The organism is uncultured Sphingomonas sp. (assembly GCF_913776855.1).
GTDB lineage: Bacteria > Pseudomonadota > Alphaproteobacteria > Sphingomonadales > Sphingomonadaceae > Sphingomonas.
On the sequence record NZ_CAJYQD010000001.1, the window covers coordinates 26,719 to 51,805 of the forward strand.

Consider the following 25,087-nt stretch of genomic DNA (forward strand, 5'->3'; position numbering starts at 1 on the left):
GAATCAAGACCCTGGGAGGGGGAATATGGCTGTCACCAACAGGTTCGACGCGATCGTCATCGGGTCCGGCGTCAGCGGCGGGTTCGCCGCGAAGGAACTGACCGAAAAGGGCCTGCGCGTTCTGATGCTCGACCGTGGCCGCATGGTCGAACATATCGAAGGCTATCCCTATGACGGGAAACCCGCATATGAAGTGCCGGCGCGCAACATGATGCCCAAGCCGCTGATGGACAGCGACTATTTTATCGCCAAGAACGGCTATGTCGCACCCAGCAGCCGGCAATTCTACAATGACGACCGGCTGAACCCCTATGCCTATGACGAGGGCGAGAAGTTCTACTGGATCCGCCCCGGCGCGGTCGGCGGCAAGTCGCTGATCTGGGGTCGCTGGTCGTTCCGCTGGAGCGCGGACGACTTCGCGGCGAACAAGCGCGAGGGGATCGATGGTGCCTGGCCGATCGGCTATGATGACGTTGCGCCATGGTACAGCTATGTCGAGAAATATATCGGCGTATCGGGTTCGCGCGAGAACCTGCCGTACCTGCCCGACAGCGAATTCCAGCCGCCGATGCCGATGAACGTCGCGGAGAAGTGGCTGAAGACGCGACTGGAGACGCAGTTTCCGGGCCGCAAGCTGATTCATACCCGCCTGTCGAACATGACGGAAGACAAGCCGGATCAGAACCGCAGCAAGTGCCAGTTCCGCAACCAGTGCGGCAATGGCTGTTCGTTCGGGGCCTATTTCTCGACACAGGCAGTGACGCTGCCCGCCGCGCGCGCGACCGGGCGGTTGACGCTGCAATCCGATGCGGTGGTCACCAACCTCGAATATGATGCGAGCGCCAAGAAGGTGACCGGGGTCCGCTTCATCGATGCGAAGACCGGGCAGGCACAGGTGGTGCAGGCCGGTATGGTGTTCCTGTGCGCGTCCGCGATGGCGTCAACGCAGATCCTGATGAATTCGCGGATGGCAGGCGGTGGCCGCAGCCATTTCGACAGCAGCGGGACGCTCGGCCGCTATGTCATGGATCATATCTTCCGCGTCGGGGCGGAGGGTGAGATTCCGGGCATGACCGACCTTATCGAATTGGGACGGCGGCCGGGCGGGGTCTATGTCCCCCGTTTCCGCAACCTGAATGGCGAAGAGGGCGTCGGCTTCCGCCGCGGCTATGGCTATCAGGGCAGCGCGCGGCGCGATCCGGCCGCACCGGTCGGCTTCGGCAAGGACATGAAGCACGGGATGCGCCAGTACGGGCCGTGGAAGTTCGGCATGGGCGCGTTCGGCGAATGCCTGCCCTATGCCGACAACCACGTGTCGCTGCACGCCAACAAGGTTGACCGGTTCGGTGTGCCGTTGATGCGGTTCGACGTCACCTTCCGCGACAACGAGTTGAAGATGATGGCCGATGCCCGGATCGAGGGCGAGAAGATGCTGAAGGCCGCCGGGCTGATGAACGTCCGCAGCTACGAAGGGGCGCATGTCCCCGGCGATGCGATCCACGAAATGGGCGGCGCGCGCATGGGGGCGGACCCGCGCAAGTCGGTGCTGAACCAGTGGAGCCAGGCGCATGACGCGTCGAACCTGTACGTCACCGATGGCGCGCAGATGGCGTCGGTATCGTGCGTCAATCCGTCGCTGACCTTCATGGCACTGACCGCGCGTGCGGCGGACCATGCGGTGCGGACGAAGGCCTGGGCCTGACGGTGTTCGGGTGACATGGGCAGGCGCGGTGCTGCGCTCTCCCGTGTCACCTACGGGTCCACCGTACCCCCGCGCAGGCGGGGGCCCAGGGTTACATACGCAACTGCTTGCCCTACTTGGCCCTGGCCCCCCGCCTGCGCGGGGGTGCGGTGGAGGCGCTTCGAAGGTCGGTTGCCTTGACGATCAGGCTGCGTCGTTCGTCACCGCGACGCGGCCATCGGGCCGCAGTCCGAGCAGGACCAGCAGTGCCCCTGCCACACCCTCGCTATCGTGCGCTTGCACCGTTCGCGCATCGCCGTCACGCGCCTCGAAGCCGTTGTTCGTGCCCAGATTGTCGAACGGCGTCAGCGTAAACGCCTCGCCGATCCGGTCGAGATCGACCCGCCGGGCATCGCGCATGAACGTCTTGAAGTTCTTGACCGCTGCCGCATCCTGAAACGGGATGAACTGGCGCTTCCATTGCTCGGGCGTCGGATCGGCCACGCCTTCGCGCGACGCTGCCAGCGCCTCGCCGATCGCCTGCGCGATCACCGCCTTCTTTGCCGACTTGCCGAACCATTTCGGATCGGTGGCGATGGTGTCGCCCGATGCGGTACGCGATACGGCGGCGAGGATGATCCGGCCGTTGGTGAAATAGGCGACTGCCGATTGCTGCATCGCGCCGCTTTGCCCCCGAACGCCGACGGGAACAAGCTGTCGTCAGAAGCTTGGCAGGTTCGGATCGCCGTCGGGCAGCGGCTTGTGAATCCCGCATTCGACCTTGTCCCAACCGGCCCAGCGCCCCGAACGGGGGTCTTCACCCGGCTTCACGCGATTGGTGCAGGGAGCGCAGCCGATCGACGGGAACCCCTGTTCGACCAGCGGGTGGCGCGGCAAATCATGTTCGGCGAAATAGGCGTCGATGTCCGCCGGGGTCCAGGTGATGAGCGGATTGACCTTCAACCGGCCGACCGCGTCCGACGTATCGAGTTCGAAGCGGGGCAGGGTAGTGCGGGTCGCCGACTGGAACGCCTTGCGCCCGGTAAAGCTGGCGTCGAAGCCGATCAGCCCGCGCGCGAGGGGTTCGACCTTGCGCAGGTCGCAGCAGCCATCGGGGTCGTAGGACCAGCGCAGGCCGGTCGCATCCTTCGCCGCCAGCAGATCGGCGTCGGGCGTCAGGTTGCGGAAATCGGTCAGGCCGAGCCTGTGAACAAGCAGGTCGCGATAGGCCAGCGTTTCGGGAAAGTGCTTGCCCGTTTCGAGGAACAGCACCGGCACCGATCGATCGACCGAGGCGATCAGATGGAGCAGCACCGCCGATTCCGCGCCGAACGACGACACGGCGGCGATGCGGCCGAGCAGCCCTTCGCGAAGCGCCGTGGCCAGCATCTCCTGCGTCGACACGCCGTCGAAGCGGGCGTTCAGCGCCTCGGCATCGGCGACGGTGAAGCGCGGGGCGGCGGCGATCCGGTCGCGGATGCGCAGGTCTGGGTCGGCCTCAGCCATGGCGCAGTTTCCACACCGGGACGTGCCCGTCGGCGGCCGATTGATAGACGTGATCGTAGCGGTCGAGCGCGCGGGTCAGCGCGGCGGAATCGACCGGCGCAGCGGGTGCGAAGCTGTCGAAGCCGCAGCGGCGCATGAGCGGAATCTGGTCCACCAGCACGTCGCCCTCGGCGCGCAATTCGCCGGTATATCCCGCTTCGCGCAGGATGCTTGCCGATGAATAGCCGCGGCCGTCGCGGAACTTGGGAAAGCTGACCTCGACCAGTGCCAGCCGGTCGATATGCGGGAGCAGCAGCCGGGCATCGTCGCCCGCTTCGATCCGCACGGCGGTCGCGTTCGACTGACCAAGGAACGCGTCGAGCGTCACGGCGGGTTCGTCATGCGCGGCATCGTCGCGCAGGCGCAGGGCCTCAACCATAAATGGCCTCCTTGAACGGTTCCATGCCGATCCGGCGATAGGTGTCGACGAAGCGTTCACCCTCGGTCCGCTCGGCGAGATAGCGGTCGGTCACACGCTCGATCGCATCGACCACGCCGTCTTCGGAAAAGCCGGGGCCGGTGATCTTGCCGAGCGACACGTCCTGCGCGCCCGATCCGCCCAGCAGCAGCTGGAAATTCTCGGTCCCCTTCCGGTCGACGCCGAGGATGCCGATGTGGCCGGCATGATGGTGGCCGCAGGCGTTGATGCAGCCGCTGATCTTGAGCTTCAGTTCGCCGAGGTCCCGTTGGCGCTCCGGATCGGCGAAGCGGGTGGCGATCTTCTGCGCCAGCGGGATCGAGCGCGCATTGGCGAGGCTGCAGTAATCGAGGCCGGGGCAGGCGATGATGTCGGTGATGAGGTCGAGGTTCGCCTCGGCAAGCCCGATCGCGACCAGCCGGTCGTACACGGCGCGCAGGTCGGCCGAGCGGACATGCGGCAGGACGATGTTCTGCGCATGGGTTACGCGCAGCTCGGCGAAGCTGTACGCTTCGGCGAGGTCGGCCATCGCATCGATCTGGTCGGCCGACGCATCGCCGGGGATGCCGCCGGCGGGCTTCAGGCTGATCGTGACGATGGTGTAGCCGGAGCGCTTGTGCGCGTGGGTGTTCTGGTCGAGCCAGGCCGCGAAGCCGGCGTCGCTGCGATCGACCGGTGCGTCCGCCGACGTATCGGTAAAGGGGGGATCGGCGAAGAAGGCGGCGATGCGGTCGAACTCCGCCTGGGGCGGGTCGATTCCCAGCGTCTTGATATGGGCAAATTCTTCCGCGACCTCGGCGCGATATTTGTCGACGCCGATCTCGTGGATCAGGATCTTGATCCGCGCCTTGTACATGTTGTCGCGCCGGCCATAGCGATTATAGACGCGCAGGCACGCCTCCAGATAGCTCATCAGGTCCGACAGCGGCACGAAGTCGTTGACCAGCGGCGCGATCATCGGCGTGCGGCCCATCCCGCCGCCGACATAGACCTGCGCACCCGCCACGCCGTCCCGTTCGACGATGCGCAGGCCGATATCGTGGAGGCGCATCGCCGCGCGATCCTCATCCGCCGCGATCACCGCGATCTTGAACTTGCGCGGCAGGTAGCTGAATTCGGGGTGGAAGGTCGACCATTGCCGCAGCAGTTCGGCCCACGGACGCGGGTCGGTCGTCTCGTCGGCGGCGGCGCCGGCGAACTGGTCGGAGCTGATGTTGCGGATGCAGTTGCCGCTGGTCTGGATGGCATGCATCTCGACCTTGGCCAGCTTTTCCAGGATGTCGGGCGTGTCGGCCAGCTTGATCCAGTTGAACTGGAGGTTCTGTCGCGTGGTGAAATGACCATAGTCGCGGTCATAGGTGCGCGCGATATCGGCCAGCACCCGCATCTGCGTCGACGACAGCGTGCCATAGGGGATGGCGACGCGCAGCATGTACGCGTGCAGCTGGAGGTAGAGGCCGTTCATCAGCCGGAGCGGCTTGAACTGATCCTCGGTCAGATGGCCCGACAGGCGGCGCTCGACCTGATCGCGGAACTCCGCGACGCGGGCGTCGACGATCGACTGGTCGTAGGTGTCGTATTGGTACACTTAACATTCCTCCCCGGCACGGGGAGGGGGACCATGCGGAGCATGGTGGAGGGGGCTCTCCACCGGTACTGCGCGTGGGGACACCCCCCTCCACCAGCCTGCGGCTGGTCCCCCTCCCCATGCTGGGGAGGAGCTTGATCAGATCACCCACGCCCCGGCATCGGGGTCGGCGGGCTTTAGCGTCAGGTCGGTTCGCACCGTCGGGCCAAGCGCCCGGATGCGGTCCTTGATGTGTGCCGGGCGCGGGCCTTCAGGGGTCGCTACCGCGTCGATCACATAGGGCACGTTGACCCGGCGGGCGGCTTCCTCGACCAGCGCGATGCGTTCGCCGTCCGCGCCGACGTCCGCCGCGTCCTCGACATGGCGCGACCAGTCGCTGCCGGTCCACCACGTCACGTCGCCGCTGGCAAGGTCGTTTCCGGTCAGCAGCTTCATGCCAGTACCTCCGCCGCCTTGGCCCATTGACCGAGCTTGTCCTGGGCATCGGCCAGTTGCACCACTTCGCCCACGACGATCACCGCCGGGCTTTTGACATCCTCGCGCGCGACCATCGGCCCGAGATCGGCGAGCAGGGTGCGCAGCGCACGGGCATCGGCATAGGTGCCGCGCTCCAGCACCGCGACCGGCATGTCCGGGGCGACGCCATCGGCCATCAGCTTGTCGGCAATCGCTTCCGCGGTCGCGACGCCCATGTAGATCACCAGCGTCCGCCCCTGTCCGGCAAGGCCCGACCAGTCCTGTTCGCTCAAGCCCTTGCACTGCCCGGCAACGAAGCTGACCGCCGACGACCAGTCGCGGTGGGTCAGCGGCAGCATGGCGCCCGCCGCACAGCCGAGCGCGGCCGAGACACCGGGAATGACCTCTACGGTCAGGCCGGCGGCGCGCACCGCCTCCACTTCCTCTCCGCCACGGCCGAAGATGAATGGGTCACCGCCCTTCAGCCGGACGACGATCGCGCCGGTCTTCACATGCGCGACGATCAGCGCGTTGATCGATTCCTGCGGCAGGGTGTGGCGCGCGCGCTGCTTCGCGACCGAGATACGCTGGGCCGCGGCAGGGGCGATGTCGAGGACGCGCGGGTCGATCAGTCCGTCATGGACGACGACATCGGCGGTCTTCAGCGCTTCCACGGCGCGCACGGTCAGCAGTCCCGGATCGCCCGGACCTGCGCCGACGAGGATGACGCGCCCGCGCGCGGTCGGATCGAGTAACGTAGCCATGCAGGCGTAGATGCGACCGCTACCCCGTTCAGGCAACCGACGCTTGCTTGGGGGACGGGAAGGGATTGTTTAGGACGGGACGCTATTCGTTGCGCAGCCCGATGCCGATCGACGCGCGCGCCTGTTCGGCTTCGGCCGACACCACCGGATAGGCGCAGTAATCGGCGGCGTAATAGGCCGAGGGGCGGTGGTTGCCCGACAGGCCGATACCACCGAACGGCGCACCCGAAGAGGCGCCGTTGGTCGGGCGGTTCCAGTTGACGATGCCGGCGCGGATATTGGCCCAGAACCGGTCGTAGAGTTGCGGGTCGTGCGACACGAGCGAGGCGGACAGGCCGTAGCGGGTGTTGTTCGCCTCCGCGATGGCATCGTCGAAACTGTCGACGCGGAATATCTGCAGCAGCGGTCCGAACAGTTCGATATCGGCGCGTTCGCTGGTATCCGACATGTCGATGATGCCGGGCGTCAGGAACGGCCGCCCCTCGACCAGCCGCTGCATGAAGCGCAGCGGACGGCCGCCGCGCGCCGACAACGACAGGAAACTTTCGGTCAGCTGGTCGGCGGCCTCGTTGTCGATCACGGGGCCCATGAACGGGGCGGGGTCGGCATGGGGCTCGCCGATGATCAGCCGTTCGCACAGCCGGTTGATTTCGGTTAGCAGCGGCTCCGCCAGCCGCCGCTCGACGATCAGCCGCCGGGCGGCGGTGCAACGCTGTCCGGCGGAGGTGAAGGCCGACTGCACCACCAGCACGGCGGCGGCGTACAGGTCGGGCGTGTTCCATACGATGATCGGATTGTTGCCGCCCATCTCGAGCGCGAGGATCTTGTCCGGCGTCTCGGCGAACTGCCGGTTGAGCGCGATGCCGGTGCGCGACGATCCGGTGAACAACAGGCCATCGATATCGGGATGCGCGGCGAGCGCCCGCCCCTCCTCCGCACCGCCGATCAACAGGCGAACGCAATCCTCCGGCACGCCGCTTGCCTGGTAGCAGTCGACCAGGAACGCGCCGCTGGCCGGCGTCTTCTCGGACGGCTTGAATACCACCGCGTTGCCGGCGATCAGTGCGGGTACGATATGGCCGTTGGGCAGGTGGGCCGGGAAATTATATGGCCCCAGCACCGCCAGCACGCCATGCGGTTTGTGGCGCAGCGCGGTGCGCGCGTTCATCGGCGATTCCAGCCGACGCTGGCTGGTGCGTTCGGCATAGGCGCTGATCGAGATGTCGACCTTGCTGACGACGGTTTCGACTTCGGTCCGCGCTTCCCACAATGGCTTCCCGGTTTCGCGGGCGATGATGTCGGCAAAGGGTTCCGACCGGCTGCGTACGACATTGGCGAAGCGGCGCATCGCTTCGACGCGGTAAGCGAGCGGGCGCGACGCCCATCCGGCCCATCCGGCACGGGCGGCGGCGATTTCGGTGTCGACATTGCCGACCGGGCCGCGCCACAGCGTCGCGCCGGTGGCGGGTTCGGTCGAAACGAGTTCGGGCATAGGTCAGTCGTCCGGTTCCAGCTTGGCCGCCTCCTTGAACCAGAATGCGGCACGATGCCAGTTTGCGGCGGCAGGGGTTGAGATCAGGTAAGCGCCGCACCCATGCGGCGGATCGCCGCGACCTTCGCATCGAACAGCGACCAGTCGTCCTGCTCGGCGATCCCCGCCCAGATCGCCTCCACTTCATCGATCAGCATCGAACAGGGGCGGGCGTCGGACCAATAGGGGTGGCCGCGGTCAGCGCGCGGGCGATAGTCGGACAGGCGGGCGCGGACCTCTTCGAACGCGGCCCATTCCACTCCCTCGGGCAGCCAGCCGCCAAAGGCGTGGTAGTAGAAGGCGTCGATCGACATTCCCGACGTCGCGAGCGCAGTGGTGACCGCATCGGCCAGAGCGCGGTCTTCGGCATCGGCGTGGGGTTTGACGCCCAGGCGCCACAGCACCGCATCCGCCGCTGCCCTGGCATAGCGATCGGGAAAGGTTTCGAGGACGGCGATCAGCGGCGGGGCATCGACGACCGTGCGCAGCGCGACGGCCAGCTGCATCGCGTTCCAATGCATCGCATCGGGCTGCCGGCCATAGGCGTACAGGCCGTGATGGTCGAAATAGGCGGCGGTGAACCCGGCATCCCACGTCGGCGCGAACCGCCAGGGGCCATAGTCGAAGCTCTCACCCGTCAGGTTGATGTTGTCGGTGTTGAGGACGCCGTGGACGAACCCCGCCGCCATGAACCGCGCGGCGAGCGTGGCGATGCGCCCGACCGCTTCGTCGAACAGTTCAACCGCCGGATCGCTGCCGGGGATGCGGTGGTAGAGGCGGGTCAGGACGTAATCGACCAGCCGGCGCATCGCCTCCGCGTCGCGTTCATAGGCCAGCCGCTGGAAGGTGCCGATACGGACATGGCTATGGTTCAGCCGGACCAGCACCGCCGAGCGCGTGGGCGAAGGCTCGTCGCCGCGCGTCAATGCCTCGCCCGTTTCGATCAGCGAGAAGCTGCGCGAGGTCGGGACGTTCAGCGCCTCCAGCATCTCGGTCGCCAGCACCTCGCGTACGCCGCCCTTCAGCGTCAGGCGCCCGTCGCCGAAGCGGCTGTACGGGGTCTGGCCCGACCCCTTGGTACCGAGGTCCAGCAGCCGGTCGCGGTGGTCGGTCGCCTGCGCGTAGAGGAACCCGCGCCCGTCGCCGATGTCCGGGTTATAGGATTGGAACTGATGGCCGTGATAGCGCAGCGCCAGTGGCTTGGGCAGGCTGCCGGGAAGGGGGGCGAAGCGACCGAAATAGTCGATCCAGGCGGCGTCGGAGAGCGGGAAAGGACCGCCATCAGCGTCCTGATCGCCGCGCACGTCACCCCAGCGCAGGCTGGGGTCTCCCGGTTGGGAAACGTCGCGCTCGCCATCGGGAGACCGCAGCCTGCGCTGGGGTGACGATTGGGGATCGCGTGCGGAGTCAGCCGGCACGATCCCGATCTCGCCCGCCGCGCGGTCGTTCCGAAACCGCAGGAGATGCTGCGGAAACGTCGCCGCCGGAACGGCGTCGTAGAAGGCGTCTCCCAATTCGAGAATATCGGTACGGGGACGGTAGCGAGCGGGTTGCGGGTTTTCGGCCATGCGGCGATATGGGGTGCGATGGCGCTTTTGGACAAGCAACGCTTCACCGATGGCTATTGGTGGTCGAACGACGGCCTCCGACTGCATTATCGCGACTATGGCGGGCAGGGGGGCGGCCCGGCGGATCGTCCCGCGATCCTGTGCCTGCATGGGCTGACGCGGAACGCCCGCGACTGGGAGGATGTCGCCGACCGGCTGGCGGGGCAGTGGCGGCTGATCGTGCCGGAAATGCGCGGGCGGGGCGAAAGCGGCTATGCCCGCGATCCGATGACCTATGTGCCCCTGGTCTATCTGCAGGATGTCGAGGCGCTGCTGAACCAGCTGGAGCTGCCGCGCGTCGTCGCGTTCGGCACGTCGCTGGGCGGTATCCTGACCATGTTGCTCGCGGCGACCGATCGCGACCGGATCGCGGCGGCGCTGCTCAACGATGTCGGACCGGAACTGGACCCGGCGGGGCTGGGGCGGATTCGGGGTTATGTCGGCAAGCAGGTCAGCCACCCGACCTGGATGCACGCCGCCCGCGCGCTGGCCGAGGGGAATGGCGATGCCTATCCAACCTATGCCGTGCAGGACTGGCTGCACATGGCCAAGCGGCTGCACCGGCTGAATTCCGCCGGGCGGATCATCCTCGATTACGACATGAAGATCGCCGAACCGTTCCGCGTGCCGGGCAACGAAGCCGGGCCGGACATGTGGCGCGCGTATGAGGCATTGGCCGGCAAGCCGGTCGCGATCCTGCGTGGCGACCTGTCCGACATCCTGCCCGCCCGCGTGGCCGAAGCGATGGTCGAGCGGGTCGCGGGGGCGGAACTGACGACGGTCGACGATGTCGGCCATGCCCCGATCCTGACCGAACCGGCGTCCGTCGCGGCGATCGACCGGCTGCTGGCGCGGGTGGCAGCTGCGTGAGCGCGCCGGTCCGCATCCTCCACCTCCATTCCTCCTTCGCCTATGGCGGCAAGGAGGCGCGCGCGATCCGGCTGATGCACGCCTGGGGCGACCGCGCGGTCCATACCATCGTGTCGGGCGTGCCGGAGCGGACCGAGGCGCGCGCCGCGATCGGGGGCCACATCCGGTATGAGATCGCGCAGAACCCGCCGCCGCTGACCGGCAAGCCGTCGGTCGCGCGGTACGAGGCGATCGCGAAGTTCATGCGCCGCTTCGACCTGGTGCTGACCTATAACTGGGGCGCGATCGACGGGGTGATGGCGAAGCGCGTCTTCGCCAAGGCCACGCCGCCGGTCGTCCATCACGAAGACGGCTTCAACGAGGACGAGGCGACCCGGCTGAACCCGATGCGCAATATCTACCGCCGCTTCGCATTGGGCGCGGCGGAGGCGCTGGTGGTGCCGTCGCAGCGGCTGATGCAGGTCGCGCGCGGGCCGTGGAAGCAGCCCGAACACCGCCTGCACCTGATCGGCAACGGCATTCCGGTCGAACGCTATGCCGAACCGGTCGCGGCGGATGCGATACCGGGTTTGAAGTGCAAGCCGGGCGAGGTGGTGATCGGCACCGTCGCGGGCCTGCGCGAGGTGAAGGACCTGCCGCTGCTGGTGCGCGCCGTTGGCGGGATCGCGGTGAAGGTCCGTTTGGTCATCGTCGGCGAAGGACCGGAGCGGCAGGCGATTCTCGACGCGGCGGAGGCAATGGGCATCGACGACCGGGTCGTGCTGCCCGGCTTCCTGCCCGAACCGTACCGCTATATGGGGCTGTTCGACATCTTCGCGCTGTCATCGCGCAGCGAACAGCAGCCGATTTCGGTGATGGAAGCGATGGCGACCGGCCTGCCGGTGGTGGCGCCCCCGGTCGGCGACGTCATGGCGATGGTGGCCGAAGAGAACCGCCCCTATATGGGTATCGACCGGCACGAGGTACACTTGCGCGACCGCCTCCAGATGCTGGCGGTCGACGCGGACGCCCGGCGGCGGGTCGGCGAGGCGAACCTTGCCAAGGCGCGCGCCGAGTTCGATGAGGCGAGGATGATCGCGGCGTACAAGGCGCTGTACGAGCGCGCGCTGGGCCGACCCGGAGCGTTGGGATAGCGGGTCATAAGGCCCTCGTCGCCGTTGGTCGCGCTGCCCGAAACCGGGCACGCCGACGCGCCCCACGCAATTTGCTCGCGTTCGGGCGCAGGTGGGATTAATGACGGCCTGATGCGGTGGCACGCTACGCCTGTCCCGCTGCGAAGTTCCCGTTGGAGGTCATGTTGTTCAAAGGTCTGTCGCCCATCGTCTATAACGGCCGCGAAGTCTGGCCGCTGATCGAAGGGGGCAAGGGCGTTGCCGCTACCAACCACGCCTCGGCCGGGGCCTGGGCCGCGGCGGGTGGCATCGGCACCGTGTCGGCGGTCAATGCCGACAGCTATGATGCCGACGGCAAGATCATTCCGCAGGTGTACAAGGCGCTGACCCGCCGCGAACGTCATGAAGAGCTGATCGACTATGCGATCGAGGGCGCGGTGCAGCAGGTACGGCGCGCATGGGAGATTGCGGGCGGCAAGGGTGCGATCAACATCAACGTCCTGTGGGAAATGGGCGGCGCCCAGCGCATCCTGCACGGCGTGCTGGAGCGGACGCGCGGCCTCGTCTCCGGCGTGACGTGCGGCGCGGGGATGCCGTACAAGCTGTCGGAAATCACCGCGTCCTACGGCGTCAGCTATCTGCCGATCGTGTCGTCGGGCCGCGCGTTCCGGGCACTGTGGAAGCGGGCCTATTCGAAGGCGGCGGAATGGCTGGCGGCCGTCGTGTATGAGGACCCGTGGCTGGCCGGCGGGCATAACGGCCTGTCCAATGCCGAGAACCCGCTGGAGCCGCAGGACCCCTATCCCCGCGTCCGCGACCTGCGCGCGACGATGCGCGAGGGCGGCATTTCGGACGACGTGCCGATCGTGATGGCCGGCGGCGTATGGTATCTGCGCGACTGGAACGACTGGATCGACAATCCGGAGCTGGGCAAGATCGCATTCCAGTTCGGCACCCGTCCGCTGCTGACGCAGGAAAGCCCGATCCCTGAGGAGTGGAAGGCGAAGTTGATGGAGATCGAGGAGGGCGAGGTGCTGCTGCACCGGTTCAGCCCGACCGGTTTCTATTCGTCGGCCGTCCGCAATCCGTTCCTGCGCAGCCTGGAAGCGCGGTCGGAACGGCAGATCGCCTTTTCGACGCAGGAAGCGGGCGACCACGTATTCCAGCTGGATGTCGGCGTGAAGGGCAAGAATTTCTGGGTGACACAGGGCGATTTGTTGCGCGCGCGCGAATGGTTCGGCGCGGGCTTCACCGATGCGCTGAAGACCCCGGACAACACGCTGGTGTTCGTGACGCCCGAGGAAAAGGGCATCATCCGCAAGGATCAGGCGGACTGCATGGGCTGCCTGTCGCAGTGCAGCTTTTCGAGCTGGGCCGATAGCGAGACCAACTCCACCGGGCGGCTGGCCGATCCGCGCAGCTTCTGCATCCAGAAGACGTTGCAGGATATTGCCCATGGCGGTCCGACCGACCAGAACCTGATGTTTGCGGGCCATGCCGCGTATAACTTCAAGCGTGATCCGTTCTATTCCAACGGCTTCGTGCCGAATGTGAAGCAGCTGGTCGATCGCATCCTGACCGGCGACTGATCGTCGTTGCCGGTATGACGCGAGGGTAACAGGCCGGGGTGGCGAACGCGCCGCCCCGGCCTTTCCGTATCAGTCGCCGGCGACGGTGCCGACCACTGCGCCGCCGACGCCGCCGACCGCCGCGCCCTTTTCGACACTGCCGCCGGTGGCCGCCGCGATGCCGGCACCGCCCGCTGCGCCAATCGCGCCGCCGCGGAGCGTCGAACAGGCGGCCAGCGAGCTGCCGGCGGCGAGGGCGAGGACGATGGTTGCGAGCTTCTTCATGGGGTTACTCCTGTTTACGCTACGGCGGGCCAATGATTTTCGGGCGGACAGGGTTCCAAAGTGTCGCCACTGCAACACAAAGAAACATTGCAGGTGCCATTCAGCTTGCGCGCGATAGACTGTGCCGATGAAGTCCGCGCTGATCGTCCGCCACGTCCCCTATGAAGGCTGCGCCGGATACCGTGCGCCGGTGGAGGCGGCGGGCTATGCCATCGACCGGATCGACGTGACCGACCCGGCCTTCGCCACCGCCGACCTGACGGAACCTGACCTGCTGATCGTGATGGGCGGGCCGATGGGCGTCTATGACGTGGCCGACCATCCGTGGATACCGGGTGAGATCGCGGCGCTGTCGCGGCGGCTGGCCGCGGACCTGCCGACGCTGGGCATCTGTCTGGGCGCGCAGATGATGGCGGCGGCGCTAGGATCGTCGGTCTATAAGGGGACCGGGTGCGAGATCGGATTCGGCGCGATCGACCTGACGCCGGGCGTTCGGTCGCCGCTCGACCATGTTGCCGGGGTGCCGGTGCTGCACTGGCATGGCGACACGTTCGACCTGCCCGCAGGGACCGAGCTGCTGGCGACGACGACGCGCTATCGGCAGGGGTTCCGGCGGGGCAGCAATCTGCTGGCGCTGCAATTCCACGCCGAAATGGGGGAGGATGCGCGGTTCGAGGCGTGGCTCGATTACCTCGATTGCCCGAAGCATCGGGACACGCTGACCGAGGAATATCGCACGCTGGGCCCGGCGGCGGTGCGCGCGGGACAGGCGATGATCGGCGAATGGCTAAGTGGTTTGGAAAATTGAGGTTTTCGGCCAAAGTTCACTAAGTTCACACTCGTGCGCGTTTTGCGTGGCGTTTGGAGCGGCGATGTCAAAGAGCGGGGACCTGGCGGGTCGGCGCGGAGATTGGCAGGGCATGGCACGGTAGGAAAGTGCCGCCTCTCGATCGCTATTTCGGCAAGCAGGTTCGATGCCCATCGTCGATCGGCTGCGGCGGCGGATGACTTACGGCACCTTAACGCCGCACATTAACTTCGAACGACATGTTTTTGTTAGCTCGCATCACGGTACCAACCACCGGTCACATGTTGGGCTGGAGGTTCTTTTGTCATTTCAAACCATACGGTTGGCAGCAAAGATCGCTGCAACCTGCCTGTCAGTCACCGTTGCCGGAGGCGCGCAGGCCCAGGCCAGCCCGAATGCGCCGCTCCCGCGGCTATTGAACAAGCTGTTCTGGCCGGAAAAGAAGCCAACATGGTCGCCGGTTTCGACCGTCGATGTCGCTGGCGTCAAGCTGGGCATGTCGCCCGAACAGGTACGTGCCGCGCTGAAGGCGGGCGGCTTTACCCCGCGCGCCACCGATCCCGATCAGAGTTCCTGGTCGGCCATGGTGGCGGACAAGCTGGCGGAACGTGGCGTAGCGGTGACCGATCGGACGAAGGTTCCGATGTTCACGATGGCAAGCGGTCCGCAGGGCGAGCATGTCGAGGTCTGGTACGCCGCCACCAGGCAGGGTGCGCAGGTTAGCAGCGTCAAATATCTGTTACCGACGAACCGGATGGAGCGCGCCGCCTTTCTGACCGGCGTGAAGAACAAATATGGCCAGCCGACCACCGAAGACCGGGTGAACAGCCTGTATTGCTCGGCCGGGGAGCAAAGCTGCGTCACCTATCAGAACAAGCAGCTTCCGCATTTGATGGCGAGCGTCGGATATTCGAACTACGAAGTCTTTCTGCGGAACGGCACGAAATTCTCGGATGATTATCGGGCGGAAATGGCATCGGCGATCGAGGCCGGGGCACCCAAGCGCGCCAAGGCCACGTTCTAAAAGGAACCTCCCATGCTGAAATATCATGTGCTGCCATCGGTCGTGCTTGCCTGTGCCTTGCTGGGTGCGTGTTCCGATCCGAAGGCCGTCAGCGAAGACAATTTCCGTGCCGCGATCGAGCCGACCGTGAAGGACGCGTTCTGCCGGCAGGTCGGTCTGCCGCGCTATCGACTGACGGAGAAAGCGGTTACCGATGCACCGGCGTTCCCGCTCGTCATCGCGGCTACGCCTTCGCAATGGTCGGGGTCGTCCGAAACGGCGATGCGGACCATGCTGGATGCCGCCGCCAAGGAAGGCCTGCTGACCCGCACCGCGAAGACGGAGCCGGCTGCGACCGAATTTTCGTCGGATCCGTTGAAGCCGACGCCGGTGCTCGTCTTCGAACCGACCAGCAAGGGGAAGAACGTCTTTCGGGGCGTTGGCGGCAAGCGGGGCGGTGCGGAACAGCCGAACGTCTGTCTCGGCGACGGCAAGGTCGATCAGATCGTCCGCTGGACCGAGCCGGGCGACGCCTTTGGACAGACGATGACGCAGGTGACCTATACCTACAGCGCCACCAACCTTGCCGACGACCTTCCGAAGGAGATGATCGAGCAGGCATCGAAGCCGCGTGAAGCGAAGGTCACGCTGGTCAAGATGAGCGATGGTTGGCAGGTAATGAAATAGCGGGATTGCCGGGCGGGGTGCGTATCAGCGCAACCCGTCCAGCACCTGGTCCGGCGGGCGGTGGCCGTCCGACCATACCCGGATGTTGGTGATGACCTTCTCCCCCATCGCCACGCGGCCCTCCAAGGTCGCCGATCCCATATGCGGCGTCATCACGACGTTCGGCAGTGCGAGCAGGCGAGGGTCGATCGCCGGTTCGTGCGCCCAGACGTCGAGCCCGGCGCCGGCCAGCCGCCCGCGTTCCAAAGCGTCGACCAGCGCCTCTTCGTCGACGATGCCACCGCGCGAGGCGTTGATGAGATAGACGTGACGGCGCAACCGGGCGAGGCGGTTCGCGTCGAGCAGGTTTTCGCTGTCGGCGTTACGCGGGGTGTGGATCGTCAGCAGGTCGATGACGCCCAGCATCGCGTCCAGATCGTCGTGCCATGTCGCGCCGAGTTCCGCCTCGATGGTGTCGGGCAGGCGGTGGCGGTTGTGATAGTGGATCGACAGGCCGAACGCGCTGGCGCGGCGGGCGACGGCCTGTCCGATGCGGCCCATGCCGATGATCCCCAGCGCCTTGCCGCCGATGCGGTGGCCGAGCATCCCGCTGGGGCTCCACCCCTTCCACTCGCCCGAACGGACCAGCTTTTCGCCCTCGGCCAGCCGGCGGGGAACCGCCAGGATCAGCGCCATCACCATGTCGGCGGTGTCCTCGGTCAGGACGCCGGGGGTGTTGGTGACCAGGATACGGCGGGCGTGCGCGGCCTTCAGGTCGATATGGTTCACGCCGGCGCCGTAATTGGCGATCAGGCGCAGGCGGTCGGGCGCGGCGGCGATCAGGTCGGCGTCGATGACGTCGGTGACGGCGGGAACCAGCACGTCGCAATCCGCCATCGCGGCGGCCAGTTCGTCGCGGGTGCAGGCATGGTCGTCCGCGCTGAACACCGTGTCGAACAGCGTCGCCATTCGTCCCTCGGTCGCCGCCGGCAGCCGCCGGGTCACCTGAACGCGGGGGGTGCGGGGCGGGGGAGTGCGGGCTGCCATGTCATACGGATTGGCGAAGGGTGCGCGCGGCGTCAACGGCTTGCGGCGGGGTGGTGCTTGCCGATACAGGCAAGGGGCAGACTTATGGGGACAATATCATGCGCTTGGGCGGACGATCGATCGCGGCGGCGATGGTGCTGACGACGGTTGCGGTGGGGGTTGCGGGCGGACCGGCCGAGGCGCAGCGCCGCAAGACGCCCTATTATGCGTCGATCGCCGCCGGAGAGGCGCGGATGCGCAGCGGGCCGGGCAAGAATTACCCGACGCAATGGGTCTATCGCCGCGCCGACATGCCGATCAAGGTGGTGGACATCTATCAGGACTGGCGCCGGGTGGAGGACCCCGACGGCACGCGAGGATGGTTGCAGGTCGGGCTGCTCAGCGACCGGCGCACCGCCTTTGTCGGGCGGGAAGTGGTCGAACTGCGCGCATCGCCGCAATCGGGCGCGGCGGTGGTGTGGCGCGCCGCGCCGGGCGTGGTCGGGCGGCTGTCGCGGTGCAACGGCGCGTGGTGCTTCTTCGATGTGAAGGGGCGTGGCGGCTATGTCGAGCAGGCGCGGCTGTGGGGCGTCGATCCGGGCGAGACGATGTAGGTTCTGCGCTTCCTATCGAACCGCGTATCCCCGCGCAGGCGGGGATCCAGAGCCAAGCCAACCAGCGGTAGCGGGTTTGACCCTGGCCCCCCGCCTCCGCGGGGGTACGGCGCGCTGCTTGTTTGAAGGGTCGGCAACCTCCAACTCAACCATTGTCCTCCGCCGTCCCCCAAGCGATAACAACGGTTACTACCGGCGCGACGTGGCCGGACGAGGATACGGGGCACTATGGTAAAATGGTTGATGGGCGCAGCATTGCTGGCGATGGGAACGGCCGGGATGGCGAGTGAAGCGGTCCAGCCGGCAGGCGCCGGCAATCCGGCACAGTCGGGCGAGCTGACGCTGGAGCGGGTGTTCGCCAGCCCCGACCTGAACGGCAGCCAGCCGCAGAGCCTGAAGCTGTCGCCCGATGGCAAACATGTGACCCTGCTGCGCAACCGTGCGGACGAGCGGGAGCGGTTCGACCTGTGGGCGATGGACACGACCAGCCGCGAATGGCGGATGCTGGTGGATTCGAAGAAGGTCGGCACCGGCGCCGCATTGTCCGAAGCGGAAAAGATGCAGCGCGAGCGAGACCGGTCGCTGACCGGCAAGCGCGGCATCCTCGCCTATGACTGGGCGCCCGACGGGAAATCGATCCTCGTGCCGCTCGATGGCGACCTGTATCTCGCATCGATCGAAGGCGAGGTGCGTCGCCTGACCAACAGCGACAGCGGCGAGCTGAACCCGGTGGTCAGTCCGGACGGCAATTATGTCAGCTTCGTCCGCGACCAGAACCTCGTCGCGCTGAACCTGAAGAGCGGCAAGGAAATCGCGCTCACCACCGAGGGCAAGGACACGGTCCATTTCGGCGAGGCGGAGTTCGTTGCGCAGGAAGAGATGAGCCGTCGCACCGGCTATTGGTGGTCGCCGAACGACAAGCTGGTCGCGGTCGAGCGGTTCGACGAAGCGCCGGTCGGCATCGTCACCCGGTCGGCGATCGGCGCCGAAGGGACGAGCATCTACCAGCAGCGCTATCCGAAGGCGGGCACGCCCAACGTGCTGGTCGAGCTGTATGTGATGAAGCCGGACGGGTCGGGCAAGGTGAAGGTCGATCTCGGCCCCGATCCCGACATCTATCTGGCGCGGGTCGACTGGACCTCCGATGGCAAGGCGCTGCTGGTCCAGCGACAGGACCGGGCGCAGACGAAGCTCGACATGCTGACGGTCGATCCGGCGACCGGCAAGGCGAGCGTGCTGTTCACCGAGGAATCGGGTCCGAAGAGCTGGGTCAACCTGTCCGACGCCTATCACCTGATGAAGGACGGCAGCCTGATCTGGTGGTCGGAGCGTGACGGATATGGCCATCTGTACCGCTGGCAGGCGGGCAAGTGGACGCAGCTGACCAAGGGACCGTGGATGGTCGCCGACCTGGCGGGGGTCGACGAGGCGAAGGGGCGCGTCTATTTTCTGGCGAACAAGGACGATGCGCTGGAGCGGCAGCTGTACCGGGTCGACCTGTCCAAGCCGGGTAATGTCACGCGGATGACCGAGGCGGGCTGGACCTATGGCGCGTCGATGGACGGCAAGGCGTCGCGGCTGATCGTCACCCGCTCCAATCCCGACCAGCCGGCGCAGACCTATCTGGCCGATACCAGCGCCAGGCGGATCGCGTGGATCAACGAGAATGCGCTGACCGGCGATCACCCCTATGCGCCCTATGTCGCCAGCCATCGCCCGACCCAGTTCGGCGAGATCAAGGCCGCCGACGGATCGGTGCTGCACTGGAACATGATTACGCCGAAGCTGGAGCCGGGGAAGCGCTATCCGGTGTTCTTCTCGCACTATGGCGGGCCGGGCAGCCAGGTCGTGCGCCGGGCATGGGGCGGGGCGCTCCGGCAGTATCTGGTCGATCAGGGCTGGATTTGGTTCGAGATCGACAATCGCGGGTCGCCCGAACGCGGCAAGGCGTTCGAGAACCAGATCTGGCACGCGATGGGGTCGGTCGAGGTCGAGGACCAGATCGCCGGCGCCAATTACCTGAAGACGCTGCCCTTCGTCGCGTCGGACAAGATCGCGACCTATGGCTGGTCCTATGGCGGCTATATGACGCTGAAGATGCTCGAAAAGGCGCCGGGCGTGTTCGCGGCGGGCGTGGCGGGCGCGCCGGTGTCGCGCTGGGAACTGTACGACACCCATTATACCGAGCGGTACATGGGCGATCCGCGCACCGTGCCCGAAGCCTATGCCACGTCGGCGGCGGTGGCGGACGCGGCGAAGATCACCGATCCGTTGCTGCTGATCCACGGCATGGCCGACGATAACGTCGTGCTGGAGCATTCGACCGCGATGATGGCGGCGATGCAGAAATCGGCGACGCCGTTCGAACTGATGCTCTATCCGGGGCAGACCCACCGCGTCGGCGGACCGGGCGTCAGCGAGCATCTGTGGAAGACGATCCTGAACTTCCTCGACCGGCAGGTGAAGGACGGAAAGTGACCTGTCCGCCGCCCGGCCGATCCGGTCGGGCGGCGGCCGCGACTTTACAAAAGCTGCGAAAGGGCTATTCCGCGCGCAAGATTTGATCGCGGAGTAAGCAAGTGGGTTATCGGGTAGTCGTCGCGGGCGCCACCGGCAATGTCGGGCGCGAAATGCTGAACATCCTGGCGGAGCGCGAGTTTCCGATCGACGACCTGGCGGTGCTGGCCTCGTCGCGCTCGGCGGGCGAGATGGCCGACTTCGGCGAGACTGGCAAGCAGTACAAAATCCAGAACATCGAGCATTTCGATCCAGCGGGCTGGGACATGGCGCTGTTCGCGATCGGCAGCGAGGCGACCGCGGTCTATGCCCCGAAGTTCGCCGCCGCCGGCTGTACCGTGATCGACAATTCGTCGCTGTACCGCATGGACCCCGACGTGCCGCTGATCGTGCCGGAAGTGAACCCGGAGGCGATCGACGGATACCGCGCCAAGAACATCATCGCGAACCCGAACTGCTCGACCGCGCAGATGGTCGTCGCGCTCAAGCCGATCCACGATGCCGCGAAGATCACGCGCGTCGTCGTCGCGACGTACCAGTCGGTGTCGGGCGCGGGCAAGGCGGGGATGGACGAGCTGTTCGAACAGAGCCGCAACATCTTCGTCGGTGACTCGGCGGAGCCAAAGAAGTTCACCAAGCAGATCGCGTTCAACGTGATCCCGCACATCGACAGCTTCCTCGACGACGGGTCGACCAAGGAAGAGTGGAAGATGGTGGTCGAGACCAAGAAGATCCTCGATCCGAAGATCAAGGTGACCGCGACCTGTGTCCGCGTGCCGGTGTTCGTCGGCCATTCCGAAGCGATCAATATCGAAATGGAAAACGAACTGTCGGCAGAGGACGCGCAGAAGATCTTGCGTGAAGCCCCCGGCATCATGCTGGTCGACAAGCGCGAGGACGGCGGATACGCGACGCCGATTGAATGCGTCGGCGACTTCGCGACCTATGTCAGCCGCGTGCGCGAGGACTCGACCGTCGAGAACGGGCTGGCGCTGTGGTGCGTGTCGGATAACCTGCGCAAGGGTGCGGCGCTGAACGCGGTGCAGATCGCCGAACTGCTGGGCCGGCGGCATTTGAAGAAGGACTGATCCCGGTCGATGCGCTGTCCCCCGGACCGGTTCCGGGGGACCCATCGGAAGCGGTGCGACGCGGCCCGTGTCGATCGGTACGATGGCGTACCCCGAACGACGGTCGGCACCCTCGTTTCCTAAGACGGTCTTAACCGTGCGCGCGTAATGTTTGCGCATGGACACGCAGAGTATCCGGGATGGCGCGCTATACCTTGGCGCGTGGGAAGCGATCTGCCGGTCGCAGGCCGTGGTCGAGTTCGCGCTGGACGGCACCGTGCTGTGGGCGAACGACCTGTTCCTCGAAACGATGGGCTATGCGCTGGCGCAGGTGCGCGGGCACCACCACCGCATCTTCTGTCGCCCGATCGACAGCAATTCCGCGGACTATGCGCAATTCTGGCGCAAGCTTGGGCAGGGCGCGTTCGACAGCGGGCTGTACCGCCGGGTCGACCGGCAAGGCCATGATATCTGGTTGCAGGCGACCTATAATCCCATCCTCGATCCCGATGGCAAGCCGTCGTCCATCGTCAAGATCGCGACCGACCTGACCCGGCAGGTGCTGCTGGAACGCGAGGTGCAGACGCGCCTCGACGAGGGGCAGCGGTTCCGGACGCGACTGGAGGGACAGGCGGATGCGCTGCGCACGGTGATGACGCAGCTGGCGGCGATCGTGACGTCGATCGGCGACATCACCGCGCAGACCCGCCTCGTCGCGCTGAACGCGGCGATCGAGGCGGCGCGGGCGGGCGAGGCCGGGACCGGCTTTGCGGTCGTCGCGCGCGAGGTGAAGTCGCTGGCCGAGGATATTCGCCGCGCGACCGAACGCGCATCGACGATGTTGCGCGACAACGAAATGGCCGGCGCGATCGCGGCCTGACCGATCAATAGCCGGTGTAGCGCCCCGGCCGATGCCATGCGATCAGGATGCCGCTGATCGCCGCCGCGCTGAGTGCCGACCACGCGACCCTGGTCGGGGCGACGACCGCGAACGACGCGGCGAGGATGGCGAGGTCGATCGCGATCTGCGTCCGCCCGGCATTCCATCCACGCGTCCGTTGCAGCCACAAGGTGACGACGCCCGTGCCGCCGACGCCGGCGTCATGCCGGGCGAGCGCGAGGATGCCCATGCCGATTACCGTGCCGCCGGCGATGGCGGCAAAGGCGGGGTGCACCTCGACAATGCGAAAGCCATAGCGGGCCATGGTCGAGAACACGGCGATGCCGGCATTGACCGCGATGGTGCGCCACATGAAGCGCGATCCCATCGCACGCTTCGCGAACAGGAAGAAGGGCACGTTGATCAGCGTGAACAGCACGCCGGTCGGCAACGGGACCAGATAGGATACCAACAGCGCCACCCCGGCGATGCCGCCCGTCACCAGCCCGGCCGCGTGGAGCATCGCCAGGCCAAGCGCGATCATCACGCACCCGACGATGATCGCATAGACATCTTCGGAACGGCTGTGCGGCACGGCGCTGTGGGGCAAGGCGGGGGCGATGGCGTGGTCTCCGGGCTGGCCGACATCCTCTCCCGCTTGTTCTTTTGTTGCTTCGGATACTAACTTGATTTCGTGCGCCGGTGAAGTGGCAAATGGCGGGGCAGCGGCTCGACAGGTGCGATCGGTCCGCGCATAGCCCCTTTCCGCAACCCCAATCCAAGGACCGCATGATCGTGAGCCAGCCCCCTGTCACTACCCATCGTTTCGCGAGCTTCGACGGGGTCGAGATCGCTTGGGCTGAGATGGGCGAGGGGCGGCCGGTCGTGCTGATCCACGGCTATTTCAGCGATGCCGCGACCAACTGGATCAAATATGGCCATGCGGCGAAGGTTGCGGCACTGGGCCGACGGGTCATCATGCCCGACCTGCGCGCGCACGGAAACAGCGCGCGGCCGCATGATGCGGCGGCCTATCCGCCCGATGCACTGGCCCGTGACGGGATGGCGCTGCTCGCCCATCTGGGGCTGAGCGACTATGATCTGGGCGGCTATTCGCTGGGCGCCCGGACCGTCGTGCGGATGGTCACGATGGGCGCGGCGCCGGGGAAGATCGTGCTGAGCGGCATGGGGCTGGAAGGGTTGCTCGACACCGGGCGGCGCGCGGCGCATTTCCGCCGCATCCTGACCAACCTCGGCAGTTTCGAACGCGGATCGCCGGAGTGGATGGCGGAAGCGTTCCTGAAGACGACTGGCGGTGACCCGGTGGCATTGCTCGGCATCCTCGACACGTTCGTCGATACCTCGCGGGAGGCGCTGGCCGCCATTGCCCAGCCGGTGCTGGTGCTGGCGGGCGAGGAGGATGACGATAATGGCAGCCACCGCGCGCTGGCCGAACTGCTGGGCGATGCGCGGCTGGTCGAGACGCCGGGCAACCATATGAGCGCGGTGGTGAAGCGTGAGCTGGGCGACGCGATCGCGGCGTTTCTGGCGTAAATTTCCTCCCCGGAACGGGGAGGGGGACTGCCCCGCAGCGGTGGTGGAGGGGGCTGTCCCCGCAACGCAACCGGAGTGGATGCCGATACCCCCCTCCACCAGCTGCGCTGGTCCCCCTCCCCGTACCGGGGAGGATTACTTTACCGGCTGCTCATACTGCTCCAGCACCCATTCCTCTTCCTGCGCGCTGGCGATCCAGTCCTGCATCCACGGGTGCTGCAACAGGGTGATGATGTACCCCATCGCGAACCGCGGGCACGGGAGCGAATAGGTGACGATGCGCGTCGCGACCGGCGCGAACATGATGTCAGCCGCGCCGAATTCGCCGAACAGATAGTCGCCGCCCTGGCCGAAGCGGGCGCGGGCCTGCGCCCACAGTTCGTAAATGCGTGACAGGTCGGCGGCGACGTCGGCGTCGGGCTGGGTCGGATCATAGACCTGGCGGACGTTCATGCTGTGCTTGCGGCGGAGCGCTGCGAAGCCCGAATGCATTTCCGCCGCCATCGACCGCGCCATCGCGCGTGCCGCCGGATCGGCCGGCCAGAACTTCTCGCCGCCCGATTTCTCGTTCAGATATTCGACGATCGCTAGGCTGTCCCATACGACGATGTCGTCGCCATCCCAGAGGATCGGCACCTTGCCCGACGACGGCGCGAATTCGTCGCCCTCGCGGCGCTTGTCCCAGTCGGCATCGTAGAGCGGCACGACGACCTCCTCGAACGGCAGGCCCGACAGCTTGGCCGCCAGCCAGCCGCGCAGCGACCAGGAGGAATAGGCCTTATTCCCGATGATGAGCTTCAGCATGGGCCGGGTCGTGCCATGCGCGGGCGGCCATGTCGAGCGATTGGAACCTGGGCCGGAACGATCCGTTGGCAAGACCATGGCGGAGAACGAAAAAAGCGGCGATCCGCACAGCGTGGGGGAAGTCCTCGACCGATTGAAGGAACTGGGCGAGCAGGCCGGCGAGGACAAGGTGAAGCTGGGCGACACGCTGGAGGCGCTGGGCCAGCGGGCGTACGGCCCGTTCTTCATCATCTTCCCGCTGATCGACATCTCCCCGGTCGGCGGTATTCCCGGCCTGCCGACCGCGATGGCGGTGGTGATGATCCTGCTGGCGGTGCAACTGGTGCTGGGACGCCGGCATTTGTGGCTGCCGGGCTTCCTTGCCCATCGCGGGCTGAAGGGCGAAAAACTGGTCAGGGTTGCCGACAAGACGCGGCCGATCGCCCGGCGGATGGACCGGTGGTTTCACGGCCGCCTGCCCGCACTGACCAGTGGGCCGATGGTGAAGGTCGCAGGGGTCGCGGTGATCCTGCTGTGCCTGACGGTCCCGCCGCTGGAACTGCTGCCCTTCGCCAGCACCGCGCCGATGGCGGCGATCATGGCGTTCGGGATCGCGCTGCTGGTACGCGACGGGGTGTTGATGATCGTGGCGTGCGCGTTGTCGGTGGGGGCGGTGGCGCTGGGGGCGGGGTTGTTCGCGTCTAGGGACGGATAGAAACGCCAACATATCCCCGCGCAGGCGGG

The 25,087-nt window shown here is 66.4% G+C and carries 25 protein-coding genes; 13 read left to right on the forward strand and 12 right to left on the reverse strand.

Features of this window, described 5'->3' with window-relative positions:
• Positions 1–25: 25 nt before the first annotated feature.
• Positions 26–1,702, forward strand: a complete 1,677-nt coding sequence (locus QZ755_RS00130; protein ID WP_294318179.1) for a GMC family oxidoreductase — start codon at positions 26–28, stop codon at positions 1,700–1,702.
• Positions 1,703–1,885: 183 nt separating this feature from the next.
• Here QZ755_RS00130 and QZ755_RS00135 read toward each other — a convergent pair whose 3' ends face one another.
• The 8 genes from QZ755_RS00135 to QZ755_RS00170 form a co-directional block, all read right to left on the reverse strand.
• Entirely contained in the window at positions 1,886–2,359 is a 474-nt protein-coding gene (locus QZ755_RS00135) for a hypothetical protein (protein WP_294318181.1), read from the reverse strand.
• A 42-nt stretch (positions 2,360–2,401) separates the two neighbouring features.
• Entirely contained in the window at positions 2,402–3,187 is a 786-nt protein-coding gene (locus tag QZ755_RS00140; RefSeq protein ID WP_294318183.1) for a phosphoadenylyl-sulfate reductase, read from the reverse strand.
• On the reverse strand, positions 3,180–3,605 hold the full coding sequence (locus QZ755_RS00145) for a DUF934 domain-containing protein (protein ID WP_294318189.1): 426 nt from the start codon (positions 3,603–3,605) through the stop codon (positions 3,180–3,182). Before QZ755_RS00145 ends, QZ755_RS00140 begins: the two co-directional genes overlap by 8 nt.
• Complete coding sequence (locus QZ755_RS00150; RefSeq protein ID WP_294318192.1) at positions 3,598–5,232, reverse strand: nitrite/sulfite reductase; 1,635 nt, start codon at positions 5,230–5,232, stop codon at positions 3,598–3,600. The genes QZ755_RS00145 and QZ755_RS00150 overlap by 8 nt, the downstream gene beginning before the upstream one ends.
• 138 nt (positions 5,233–5,370) lie before the next feature.
• Positions 5,371–5,667: a DUF2849 domain-containing protein gene (locus QZ755_RS00155; protein ID WP_294318194.1), complete on the reverse strand. Its 297-nt coding sequence runs from the start codon at positions 5,665–5,667 to the stop codon at positions 5,371–5,373.
• Entirely contained in the window at positions 5,664–6,452 is a 789-nt protein-coding gene (cobA, locus tag QZ755_RS00160) for a uroporphyrinogen-III C-methyltransferase (RefSeq protein WP_294318197.1), read from the reverse strand. The genes QZ755_RS00155 and cobA overlap by 4 nt, the downstream gene beginning before the upstream one ends.
• An 82-nt stretch (positions 6,453–6,534) precedes the next feature.
• Positions 6,535–7,944, reverse strand: coding sequence for a succinylglutamate-semialdehyde dehydrogenase (gene astD / locus QZ755_RS00165; RefSeq protein ID WP_294318200.1), 1,410 nt, complete (start codon positions 7,942–7,944; stop codon positions 6,535–6,537).
• An 83-nt stretch (positions 7,945–8,027) separates the two neighbouring features.
• The gene (locus QZ755_RS00170) at positions 8,028–9,551 is read right to left on the reverse strand and encodes a protein adenylyltransferase SelO family protein (RefSeq protein ID WP_294318202.1); all 1,524 of its coding nucleotides are present in this window, start codon (positions 9,549–9,551) and stop codon (positions 8,028–8,030) included.
• Between the two features lie 18 nt (positions 9,552–9,569).
• On the opposite strand from QZ755_RS00170, the gene QZ755_RS00175 reads away from it, so the two are divergent.
• From QZ755_RS00175 to QZ755_RS00185, 3 genes are all read left to right on the forward strand, one after another.
• Positions 9,570–10,460 (forward strand): alpha/beta hydrolase, encoded by an 891-nt coding sequence (locus tag QZ755_RS00175; RefSeq protein WP_294318205.1) that lies wholly within the window; start codon positions 9,570–9,572, stop codon positions 10,458–10,460.
• Positions 10,457–11,593: a glycosyltransferase gene (locus QZ755_RS00180; protein WP_294318208.1), complete on the forward strand. Its 1,137-nt coding sequence runs from the start codon at positions 10,457–10,459 to the stop codon at positions 11,591–11,593. Before QZ755_RS00175 ends, QZ755_RS00180 begins: the two co-directional genes overlap by 4 nt.
• A gap of 164 nt (positions 11,594–11,757) precedes the next feature.
• Positions 11,758–13,161 (forward strand): nitronate monooxygenase, encoded by a 1,404-nt coding sequence (locus tag QZ755_RS00185; RefSeq protein WP_294318398.1) that lies wholly within the window; start codon positions 11,758–11,760, stop codon positions 13,159–13,161.
• A gap of 69 nt (positions 13,162–13,230) precedes the next feature.
• Here QZ755_RS00185 and QZ755_RS00190 read toward each other — a convergent pair whose 3' ends face one another.
• Positions 13,231–13,425 (reverse strand): hypothetical protein, encoded by a 195-nt coding sequence (locus QZ755_RS00190; RefSeq protein ID WP_294318210.1) that lies wholly within the window; start codon positions 13,423–13,425, stop codon positions 13,231–13,233.
• 127 nt (positions 13,426–13,552) lie between these two features.
• Between QZ755_RS00190 and QZ755_RS00195 the strand changes: the two genes are divergently transcribed.
• The 3 genes from QZ755_RS00195 to QZ755_RS00205 all read left to right on the forward strand — a co-directional run bounded on the left by QZ755_RS00195 (position 13,553) and on the right by QZ755_RS00205 (position 15,923).
• Complete coding sequence (locus tag QZ755_RS00195; protein WP_294318212.1) at positions 13,553–14,233, forward strand: glutamine amidotransferase; 681 nt, start codon at positions 13,553–13,555, stop codon at positions 14,231–14,233.
• A gap of 166 nt (positions 14,234–14,399) precedes the next feature.
• Positions 14,400–15,257: a hypothetical protein gene (locus tag QZ755_RS00200; RefSeq protein ID WP_294318217.1), complete on the forward strand. Its 858-nt coding sequence runs from the start codon at positions 14,400–14,402 to the stop codon at positions 15,255–15,257.
• A 12-nt stretch (positions 15,258–15,269) separates the two neighbouring features.
• Entirely contained in the window at positions 15,270–15,923 is a 654-nt protein-coding gene (locus tag QZ755_RS00205) for a hypothetical protein (protein WP_294318219.1), read from the forward strand.
• Between the two features lie 24 nt (positions 15,924–15,947).
• Here the strand turns inward: QZ755_RS00205 and QZ755_RS00210 are convergent, their stop codons facing one another.
• Positions 15,948–16,949, reverse strand: coding sequence for a D-glycerate dehydrogenase (locus QZ755_RS00210; RefSeq protein WP_294318222.1), 1,002 nt, complete (start codon positions 16,947–16,949; stop codon positions 15,948–15,950).
• Between the two features lie 98 nt (positions 16,950–17,047).
• Between QZ755_RS00210 and QZ755_RS00215 the strand changes: the two genes are divergently transcribed.
• From QZ755_RS00215 to QZ755_RS00230, 4 genes are all read left to right on the forward strand, one after another.
• On the forward strand, positions 17,048–17,542 hold the full coding sequence (locus QZ755_RS00215) for an SH3 domain-containing protein (protein ID WP_294318225.1): 495 nt from the start codon (positions 17,048–17,050) through the stop codon (positions 17,540–17,542).
• A gap of 279 nt (positions 17,543–17,821) precedes the next feature.
• Entirely contained in the window at positions 17,822–20,020 is a 2,199-nt protein-coding gene (locus QZ755_RS00220; protein WP_294318401.1) for a DPP IV N-terminal domain-containing protein, read from the forward strand.
• A 101-nt stretch (positions 20,021–20,121) separates the two neighbouring features.
• Positions 20,122–21,147: an aspartate-semialdehyde dehydrogenase gene (locus QZ755_RS00225; protein ID WP_294318227.1), complete on the forward strand. Its 1,026-nt coding sequence runs from the start codon at positions 20,122–20,124 to the stop codon at positions 21,145–21,147.
• A 157-nt stretch (positions 21,148–21,304) separates the two neighbouring features.
• Positions 21,305–22,006 (forward strand): methyl-accepting chemotaxis protein, encoded by a 702-nt coding sequence (locus QZ755_RS00230; RefSeq protein WP_294318230.1) that lies wholly within the window; start codon positions 21,305–21,307, stop codon positions 22,004–22,006.
• Positions 22,007–22,010: 4 nt separating this feature from the next.
• Here the strand turns inward: QZ755_RS00230 and QZ755_RS00235 are convergent, their stop codons facing one another.
• Positions 22,011–22,616, reverse strand: a complete 606-nt coding sequence (locus QZ755_RS00235; protein WP_294318235.1) for a YitT family protein — start codon at positions 22,614–22,616, stop codon at positions 22,011–22,013.
• A 254-nt stretch (positions 22,617–22,870) separates the two neighbouring features.
• Here QZ755_RS00235 and QZ755_RS00240 point away from each other — a divergent pair, with 254 nt between their 5' ends.
• Positions 22,871–23,560, forward strand: coding sequence for an alpha/beta fold hydrolase (locus tag QZ755_RS00240; RefSeq protein WP_294318403.1), 690 nt, complete (start codon positions 22,871–22,873; stop codon positions 23,558–23,560).
• Positions 23,561–23,695: 135 nt separating this feature from the next.
• Here QZ755_RS00240 and QZ755_RS00245 read toward each other — a convergent pair whose 3' ends face one another.
• Positions 23,696–24,361 (reverse strand): glutathione S-transferase family protein, encoded by a 666-nt coding sequence (locus QZ755_RS00245; RefSeq protein ID WP_294318407.1) that lies wholly within the window; start codon positions 24,359–24,361, stop codon positions 23,696–23,698.
• Between the two features lie 79 nt (positions 24,362–24,440).
• Between QZ755_RS00245 and QZ755_RS00250 the strand changes: the two genes are divergently transcribed.
• Positions 24,441–25,058, forward strand: coding sequence for an exopolysaccharide biosynthesis protein (locus tag QZ755_RS00250; protein WP_294318237.1), 618 nt, complete (start codon positions 24,441–24,443; stop codon positions 25,056–25,058).
• The last annotated feature ends 29 nt before the right edge of the window (positions 25,059–25,087 follow it).

Bases quoted from the DNA above. Each gene is read 5' to 3' on its own strand.
- QZ755_RS00250 (WP_294318237.1), top strand. From the start codon at position 24,441: ATGGCGGAGAACGAAAAAAGCGGCGATCCGCACAGCGTGGGGGAAGTC.
- cobA (WP_294318197.1), bottom strand. From the start codon at position 6,452: ATGGCTACGTTACTCGATCCGACCGCGCGCGGGCGCGTCATCCTCGTC.
- QZ755_RS00170 (WP_294318202.1), bottom strand. From the start codon at position 9,551: ATGGCCGAAAACCCGCAACCCGCTCGCTACCGTCCCCGTACCGATATT.
- QZ755_RS00155 (WP_294318194.1), bottom strand. From the start codon at position 5,667: ATGAAGCTGCTGACCGGAAACGACCTTGCCAGCGGCGACGTGACGTGG.
- QZ755_RS00195 (WP_294318212.1), top strand. From the start codon at position 13,553: ATGAAGTCCGCGCTGATCGTCCGCCACGTCCCCTATGAAGGCTGCGCC.
- QZ755_RS00200 (WP_294318217.1), top strand. From the start codon at position 14,400: ATGCCCATCGTCGATCGGCTGCGGCGGCGGATGACTTACGGCACCTTA.
- astD (WP_294318200.1), bottom strand. From the start codon at position 7,944: ATGCCCGAACTCGTTTCGACCGAACCCGCCACCGGCGCGACGCTGTGG.
- QZ755_RS00205 (WP_294318219.1), top strand. From the start codon at position 15,270: ATGCTGAAATATCATGTGCTGCCATCGGTCGTGCTTGCCTGTGCCTTG.
- QZ755_RS00215 (WP_294318225.1), top strand. From the start codon at position 17,048: ATGCGCTTGGGCGGACGATCGATCGCGGCGGCGATGGTGCTGACGACG.
- QZ755_RS00135 (WP_294318181.1), bottom strand. From the start codon at position 2,359: ATGCAGCAATCGGCAGTCGCCTATTTCACCAACGGCCGGATCATCCTC.
- QZ755_RS00130 (WP_294318179.1), top strand. From the start codon at position 26: ATGGCTGTCACCAACAGGTTCGACGCGATCGTCATCGGGTCCGGCGTC.
- QZ755_RS00140 (WP_294318183.1), bottom strand. From the start codon at position 3,187: ATGGCTGAGGCCGACCCAGACCTGCGCATCCGCGACCGGATCGCCGCC.
- QZ755_RS00210 (WP_294318222.1), bottom strand. From the start codon at position 16,949: ATGGCAGCCCGCACTCCCCCGCCCCGCACCCCCCGCGTTCAGGTGACC.
- QZ755_RS00190 (WP_294318210.1), bottom strand. From the start codon at position 13,425: ATGAAGAAGCTCGCAACCATCGTCCTCGCCCTCGCCGCCGGCAGCTCG.
- QZ755_RS00220 (WP_294318401.1), top strand. From the start codon at position 17,822: ATGGCGAGTGAAGCGGTCCAGCCGGCAGGCGCCGGCAATCCGGCACAG.
- QZ755_RS00175 (WP_294318205.1), top strand. From the start codon at position 9,570: ATGGCGCTTTTGGACAAGCAACGCTTCACCGATGGCTATTGGTGGTCG.
- QZ755_RS00240 (WP_294318403.1), top strand. From the start codon at position 22,871: ATGGGCGAGGGGCGGCCGGTCGTGCTGATCCACGGCTATTTCAGCGAT.
- QZ755_RS00230 (WP_294318230.1), top strand. From the start codon at position 21,305: ATGGACACGCAGAGTATCCGGGATGGCGCGCTATACCTTGGCGCGTGG.
- QZ755_RS00145 (WP_294318189.1), bottom strand. From the start codon at position 3,605: ATGGTTGAGGCCCTGCGCCTGCGCGACGATGCCGCGCATGACGAACCC.